Below are 6,940 nucleotides of genomic sequence, written 5' to 3' on the forward strand. Positions count from 1 at the left end.
GACGGCGGAACTGGCGATCGACGGATAACGTCGGGCCCATGACTGGTGAGCACCCCGCGCTCGCGCTGCGTGGCCTGGCGAAGCGGTTCGACGGCACGATCGCGGTGGCGGGCGTCGATCTGGACGTACCGGCCGGCTCCTTCTACGGTCTGCTCGGCCCGAACGGCGCCGGCAAGACCACCACCCTGTCGATGGCGGTCGGGCTGTTGCGGCCGGACGCCGGTTCGGCGTGGGTGCTCGGCCAGGACGTCTGGCGCGATCCGGTCGCGGCCAAGCGGCTGCTCGGCGTGATGCCCGACGGGGTACGGCTGTTCGACCGGCTGACCGGTGCGGAGCTGCTGGCGTACCACGGACTGCTGCGGGGGATGGACCCGGCCGTGGTCGACCAGCGGGCTGCGGAACTGCTCGACGTGCTGGCGCTCGGCGACGCCGGCCGGACGCTGGTGGTGGACTACTCGGCGGGCATGAAGAAGAAGATCGGCCTGGCCTGCGCGCTGCTGCACGGCCCCCGGGTGCTGGTGCTGGACGAGCCGTTCGAGGCGGTCGACCCGGTGTCGGCGGCGCTGATCCGCGACATCCTCACCCGGTACGCGGCCGGCGGTGGCACGGTGATCTTCTCCAGTCACGTGATGGAGGTCGTCGAGCGGCTGTGCTCGCACGTGGCTATCCTCGCCCAGGGGGCCATCAAGCGGGTCGGCACGATCGCTGACGTCCGCGGCGGCCGGTCGCTGGAGCAGGTCTTCGTCGAGGTGGTCGGCGGGCGCACCGCGACCGGTGACGAGCTGTCATGGCTCTCCCGGTGAACGTCGCCGCCGCGCCCGCCGGTCCGGCGCGGACGGTCTCCGCCCGGCACTTCGTGCGGCTCAAGCTGCGGGTGATGGGCAACAACTTCCGGGGTCAGGGCTGGCGGATCGCGCTGTTCATCGGTGGCGCGCTGGTCGGGCTGTGGTTCGCGGCCAGCGCCTTCTTCCTCTTCGCCGCGCCGGGCCTGGCCGGCAACGGCAGGTACGCGGTGCTGGTCGCGGCCGCCGGCGGTGGCCTGCTGGTGCTCGGTTGGCTGCTGCTGCCCCTGGTCTTCTTCGGCGTGGACGAGACCCTGGACCCGGCCCGGTTCGCGCTGCTGCCGCTGCCGCGCCGCACGCTGGTCACCGGCCTGTTCGCCGCCGCGCTGGTCAGCGTGCCGGTGCTGGCGATGTCGGTCGCCGTGCTGGGGTTGGTGCTAACCGCGTGGGCGTTGGGCGGCTGGTCCGCCGGCCTGGTGGCCCTGGTCGGCGTACTCGCCGGGTTGTTGCTCTGCGTGGCCGCCAGCCGGGCGGTGACCAGCGCATTCGCCAGTATGTTGCGGTCCCGCCGGGTGCGGGATCTGGCGGCCGTGCTGCTGGCGGTGGCCGCCGCGCTGCTCGGTCCGTTGCAGGTCTTCGGCCTGGCGGCGCTGCGCGAGACGGACTGGACCCGGCTGACCGGTGCCGCGACGGTGCTCGGGTGGACGCCGTTCGGGGCACCCTGGACCGCCGGCATCGACGTGGCGCAGGGACGGGTGTGGGCCGCCCCGCTCAAGCTGCTGATCACGGTGGCGGCGATCGTCGCCCTGCTGGCCTGGTGGTCCCGCTCGCTGGAGTCGGCGATGGTGGGCACGGCGAGCACCGGCAAGGCCCCCGCCCAGCGCGGCGTCACCGGTGGGGCGGTCGCCCAACTGTTTCCCCGGGCCGCGGGCTGGGCCCGACGGGACCGGTTCGGCGCGCTGGTCGCCCGGGAGGCCCGTTACTGGTGGCGGGACGCCCGTCGCCGGGCCAGCCTGATCACGATCGCGGTGGTCGGCATCTTCGTACCCGTGTTGATCAATGTCACGGGCGGGGACTTCGCGGCCGAGGACGGCGCGGGGTTCACGGCGGCCACCAGCGACAGCTCGCCGGTCGTGGTCACCATCTCGCTGCTCTTCGTCGGCGTGCTCGCGTCGGTCACCCTGGCCAACCAGTTCGGCTTCGACGGCAACGCGTACGCGGCGAACGTCGTGGCCGGCGTGCCCGGCCGGGTCGAGCTGCGCGCGCGGATGACCGCGTTCTCGCTGTACGTCCTGCCGATGCTGGCGGTCGTCGCGGTGGTGCTGTCGGCGCTGCTCGCTCGACCGGCATGGATCGGGCTGATGGTGGGCAGCCTGGCCGCCACCTACGGTGTCGGGTTGGCGGTGAACAGTTTCGTCTCGGTGCTCGCGGCGTACGCGCTGCCGGAGACGAGCAACCCGTTCGCGATGAACAGTGGCGCGGGCGTGGCGAAGGGCCTGCTCACCCTGCTGTCCATGATCACCACGGCGGTGGTCGCGGTGCCGATGGTGGTGGCCGCCGCGCTGCTCGGCGACGCCTGGCTCTGGCTGGCCCTCCCGGTCGGCGCGGCGTACGGGCTGGGGGCGGCGCTGCTGGGCGCGTACCTGGCCGGTGACGTGCTGGACCGCCGTCAGCCGGAACTGCTGGCCATGGTCACCCCGCGTCGTTAACCGGCGTTTCGACCGGTGCCGTGGGCCCTCTGGGCGGCCTGGGCGACGAAGTCACGCCAGGCGGCCGGAGCGAAGGTGAGCGCCGGACCGGAGCGATCCTTGCTGTCCCGGACCAGCACGACTCCGGGCAGATTGTCCGCCACCTCGACGCAGTTGCCGCCGGAGTCGGTCGACCGGGTCGACGTGCGCCAGCCTGGCTCGCTCATCGTCATTGCGTCACCTTCAGCTTCCGGATCAAATCCAGCGAGGCGCCGGTGGACAGTGCTTCGCCGAGCAGGCTATCCCACTTGCGATCGATCAAGGCGATCATTTCCGGGTCGTCCATGACGTGTCCCCGGACGGCATTCTCCAGGTAGAGCGCCCTGTCCCGGTCCGGCAGATCGGCGAGCACAAAGCCACCACCGAGCCCGACATGCTCGCCCACCGCCAGTGGAATGACGTGCAGCCGGACGAATGGCAGGTCTGCCACTTCCTGCAGTCGACCGAGCTGGGCGTCGAGCACCGCAGGCCCACCGACGGGGCGACGAAGGCCCGTCTCGTCCACCAGGAAGACGCAGTGCGGCGGCACCTCCCGGACCAGCAGCTTCTGACGTTCCAGCCGGACTGCAACAAGCTCGTCGACCATGTTCGGCGGATGTAGTCCACCCGCCGAGATAACGGCGCGGGCATACGCCTCGGTCTGGAGCAGTCCGGGGACCAGGCACGCCTCGAAGGCGCGCAAGCGCAGGGCTCGCTGCTCGTATTCGCGCCACTGCGCGAACCAGGACGGACCGCGTTCCTGGTCGGCGGCCCTGAGGAGTTCGGCGAGGAGGCCGCCGGTGGCGAGAGCGTCGTCCGCGGCGACCGCGAACTCCATGGTCGGCCGGCGTCGGCCGGTCTCGATGGCGGCCACCGTGGACGGACTCCACCTGATCACGGTCGCCAGTGCTTCCTGGGAAACCTCGGCACCCGCCCGGGCGGCCTTCAACGCCCGTACCCACATCTCGATGTTCATCCTTACCTTCCCGGTAAGTACGTGACCGCGCTGCGTAGTAAGCCCTGGAATCCTCCCCTGCCCGCAGCCGGGAGTCCAGGGTGGAGAACGCGCGGCCCGGCCGGTGGAGGCGACGTCCCGGCGGTCGGTCCTGCGTCGGGCCGCCCCGGTCATCCCCCGATCGGGGCGGCCCTCGTCGACTGGGAGGGGATCGCTCATGATCGGGTCAGTCCTCGGTGGGAACGGGGCGCGGTGGTCGTACTTCAGGAGGAAGGCCGTGGTGTCGACGGCCGTGCCGGATCGGCCACCGGCGGGCGCGCGGCCGACGGGCGGCGCCCGGGGCGGCGCGGGCCGGGGCGCGGCATGTCGCGCCCCGACGCCGGACACCACAGCGAGCCGTCCTCCGCCCAGAGCGCGCGAAGGCCGGCGGGTGCTGCCGGTGCTGGCGAACGGAGGGCCGTGGTGAGTCGGCCGCACGTGCCGATGCGGCCGCTGTGGCGGTGTCGGGGCTGCGGCGCGCCTTGGCCGTGCCAGCCGGCGCGGCTGGCGCTGCTCGCCGACTACCGGTACGACCGCACCGCGCTGCTGGTCTACCTGGGCACTCTGATGGTGGAGGCGGGCGATCAGCTGGCCCGGCTCAACGGGCGACCCGCCGACCTGCACGAGCGCTTCCTGGGTTGGGCGCGGGGCCGGGGCGGCACAATGTTTCACGTGAATCATGAGCCGGGTGCCGAGATCCACCACACCGACCCGTTCGCGGTGCCGACCGGGCAGCGGTCGCCGGTCCGCCGGCTGCGGGGCCGGCTCGCCGCGCCGGTGACCCTCTGGACGGCGCCCGGCCCGGCGGGCCTGACCGTCTCGTCCACCCTGGTCGCCGAGGGGGAGCCGGACCGGCTGCTCGGGTTGATCGACGCCGAGTCCGACCTCTGGGCCGCTGTCGAGGAGGCGGGACGGTTCGCGGTCGCGCCGCTCGGCCCGGCGCACCGCCAGCTCGCCGACCGGTTCGCCGGCCTCTTTCCCGCCCCGGGTGGGCTGTTCGCCACCGGCACGTGGACCGAGACGCCCTACGGGCCGGTGCCGACCGACGCCGGCGGCTGGGTGGGCTGCCGCCTGGACACCGCCCGAGAGTACGGCTGGGGTCTGCTGGTGGAGGCCACCATCGAGGTCGTCGACCTGGCCGAGGAGGCCACGCCGCTGCTGCACTACCGGGGGCGCTACCACGAGCTGCCGGGCTGACCTGAGCGGCTCATCCGGACCGACCGGTCACCGGAGTGACCTGGGTCACTCGGCGCAGCCAGCCAACCGCTCGGCGCACTCGACGACCAGGGTCGATCTCGGCCTTCCCCGTCGGGGAGCGTGCTCTCTACGGTGCGCGAAACTACCCCCGACGCCTGTGAAGGTGGTGATCCACAGATGTCCACGGACACACCCGCGCCGACCGCTTCCCAGCCGGACAAGTACCTGGCCGTGCAACGGTCGGACGAGTTCGCCGGGCTGCGCCGCGCGCTACGCGGCTTCGTCTTCCCGATGACCGTCGCGTTCTTCCTGTGGTATGCGCTCTACGTCATTCTCTCCGCGTACGCCCGGGACTTCATGGGCACGAAGCTGTTCGGCAGCAACATCAATGTCGCGCTGGTCTTCGGCCTGCTCCAGTTCGTCTCCACGTTCGTGATCGCCTGGCTCTACTCCCGGTACGCGGACCGGAAGATCGACCCGGTCGCCGACCGGATCCGTGCCGAGATCGGGGAGGTGACCCATGAAGACGGTCCTCGTGGCTAATCCGCTCCTCGCGGCCGAGGCCGGCAACCACACGGCCCGCAACCTGACGATCACGTTGTTCCTGGTGTTCGTGGCGGTGACCCTGGGCATCACCATCTGGGCCAGCCGGCAGACGAAGACGGCGACCGACTTCTACGCGGGCGGTCGTTCCTTCTCCGGCTTCCAGAACGGCATGGCGATCGGCGGCGACTACATGTCCGCCGCCTCGTTCCTCGGCATCGCCGGCATCATCGCCCTCTACGGCTACGACGGCTTCCTCTACTCGATCGGCTTCCTGGTCGCCTGGCTGGTGGCGCTCCTGCTGGTCGCCGAACTGCTGCGCAACTCCGGCCGGTACACGATGGCCGACGTGCTGGCCTTCCGGATGCGTCAGCGTCCGGTGCGGACGGCGGCGGCGGTCTCCACCATCACGGTGTCGATCTTCTACCTGCTGGCCCAGATGGTGGGCGCCGGCGCGCTGGTCGCGCTGCTGCTCGGCATCAAGCCGGGAACGACCTTCCTCGGCATGGACGCGGCCACCGCCAAGGTGGCGACCATCATCATGGTCGGCGCTCTGATGATCATCTACGTGACCGTGGGTGGCATGAAGGGCACCACCTACGTGCAGATCGTCAAGGCGTTCCTGCTGATGACCGGCGCGCTGCTGATGACCATCCTGGTGCTGGCGAAGTACAAGTTCAACCTGTCGTCGCTGCTCGGCGACGCCGCCGCGTCCTCGGGCAAGGGCAGCGCGTTCCTCGAACCGGGGTTGCGCTACGGCGTCGAGGTGGCGGGTAACGCGACACAGACCTTCTACAACAAGGTCGACCTGCTGTCGCTCGGCATCGCGCTGGTGCTCGGCACGGCCGGCCTGCCGCACATCCTGATCCGCTTCTACACCGTGCCGACCGCCAAGGCGGCCCGCAAGAGCGTGCTCTGGGCCATCGGCATCATCGGCACCTTCTACCTGCTCACCCTGGCCCTCGGCTTCGGTGCGGCGGCGCTGGTGGGCAGCAAGGCGATCACCGCGCAGGACAAGGCCGGCAACACGGCCGCGCCGCAGCTGGCCGAGGCGCTCGGCATCGACTTCTTCGGCGGCGACCTCGGTGGAGCGGCCCTGCTCGCGATCATCGCGGCGGTCGCCTTCGCCACCATCCTGGCGGTGGTCGCCGGGTTGACCCTGGCCTCCTCGTCCAGCCTGGCGCACGACTTCTACGCGAACGTCCTGAAGAAGGGCGAGACGTCGGAGCGCCAGGAGGTACGGGTCGCCCGGATCTCCGCCCTGGTGATCGGCGCGATCTCCATCCTCCTGTCGATCTACGCGCAGAACCTCAACGTGGCGTTCCTCGTGGCGCTGGCCTTCGCGGTCGCCGCCTCGGGCAACCTGCCGGCGATCCTCTACAGCCTGTTCTGGCGGCGGTTCAACACCTCCGGCGCGGTGTGGGCGATCTACGGCGGTCTGCTCTCGGCCGTGCTGCTGGTGTTCTTCTCGCCGGTGGTCTCGGGCGCGGCGACGTCGATGTTCCCGGACCACGACTGGCAGTGGTTCCCGCTGTCCAACCCGGGCATCCTCTCCATCCCGTTCGGCTTCCTGTGCGGGTGGATCGGCACCCTCATCTCGAAGGAGAACGACGAGGCGAAGTACGCGGAGCTGGAGGTGCGCGCCCTCACCGGTTCGGGCGCCCACTGACCCGCGGCACGGGCCCCCTGTTGACGCC

General features: G+C 71.1%; 7 protein-coding genes. 5 read left to right on the top strand and 2 right to left on the bottom strand.

Translation table 11 applies throughout. The features are described from left to right. Positions 1 to 38 precede the first annotated feature (38 nt). Positions 39 to 803, top strand: coding sequence for an ABC transporter ATP-binding protein (locus ABZU46_RS13760; protein ID WP_266247300.1), 765 nt, complete (start codon positions 39 to 41; stop codon positions 801 to 803). Beyond that, positions 788 to 2,491: an ABC transporter permease gene (locus ABZU46_RS13765; protein WP_354857353.1), complete on the top strand. Its 1,704-nt coding sequence runs from the start codon at positions 788 to 790 to the stop codon at positions 2,489 to 2,491. The genes ABZU46_RS13760 and ABZU46_RS13765 overlap by 16 nt, the downstream gene beginning before the upstream one ends. Here the strand turns inward: ABZU46_RS13765 and ABZU46_RS13770 are convergent. Together ABZU46_RS13770 and ABZU46_RS13775 are read right to left on the bottom strand one after the other, a co-directional pair. Then, a complete protein-coding gene (locus ABZU46_RS13770) occupies positions 2,488 to 2,703 on the bottom strand; it encodes a DUF397 domain-containing protein (RefSeq protein ID WP_354857355.1) in 216 nt (71 codons plus the stop codon). The genes ABZU46_RS13765 and ABZU46_RS13770 overlap by 4 nt on opposite strands. After that, entirely contained in the window at positions 2,700 to 3,485 is a 786-nt protein-coding gene (locus ABZU46_RS13775; RefSeq protein ID WP_354857357.1) for a helix-turn-helix transcriptional regulator, read from the bottom strand. The genes ABZU46_RS13770 and ABZU46_RS13775 overlap by 4 nt, the downstream gene beginning before the upstream one ends. Positions 3,486 to 3,947: 462 nt before the next feature. Between ABZU46_RS13775 and ABZU46_RS13780 the strand changes: the two genes are divergently transcribed. From ABZU46_RS13780 to ABZU46_RS13790, 3 genes are all read left to right on the top strand, one after another. Further along, on the top strand, positions 3,948 to 4,700 hold the full coding sequence (locus ABZU46_RS13780) for a flavin reductase family protein (RefSeq protein ID WP_354857369.1): 753 nt from the start codon (positions 3,948 to 3,950) through the stop codon (positions 4,698 to 4,700). A 177-nt stretch (positions 4,701 to 4,877) separates the two neighbouring features. Then, a complete protein-coding gene (locus ABZU46_RS13785) occupies positions 4,878 to 5,243 on the top strand; it encodes a DUF485 domain-containing protein (RefSeq protein ID WP_234582629.1) in 366 nt (121 codons plus the stop codon). Continuing rightward, positions 5,221 to 6,912 (top strand): cation acetate symporter, encoded by a 1,692-nt coding sequence (locus tag ABZU46_RS13790; RefSeq protein ID WP_354857360.1) that lies wholly within the window; start codon positions 5,221 to 5,223, stop codon positions 6,910 to 6,912. The genes ABZU46_RS13785 and ABZU46_RS13790 overlap by 23 nt, the downstream gene beginning before the upstream one ends. The last annotated feature ends 28 nt before the right edge of the window (positions 6,913 to 6,940 follow it).

The sequence above is a fragment of the Micromonospora sp. NPDC005197 genome, assembly GCF_040608295.1.
Lineage (GTDB): Bacteria > Actinomycetota > Actinomycetes > Mycobacteriales > Micromonosporaceae > Micromonospora.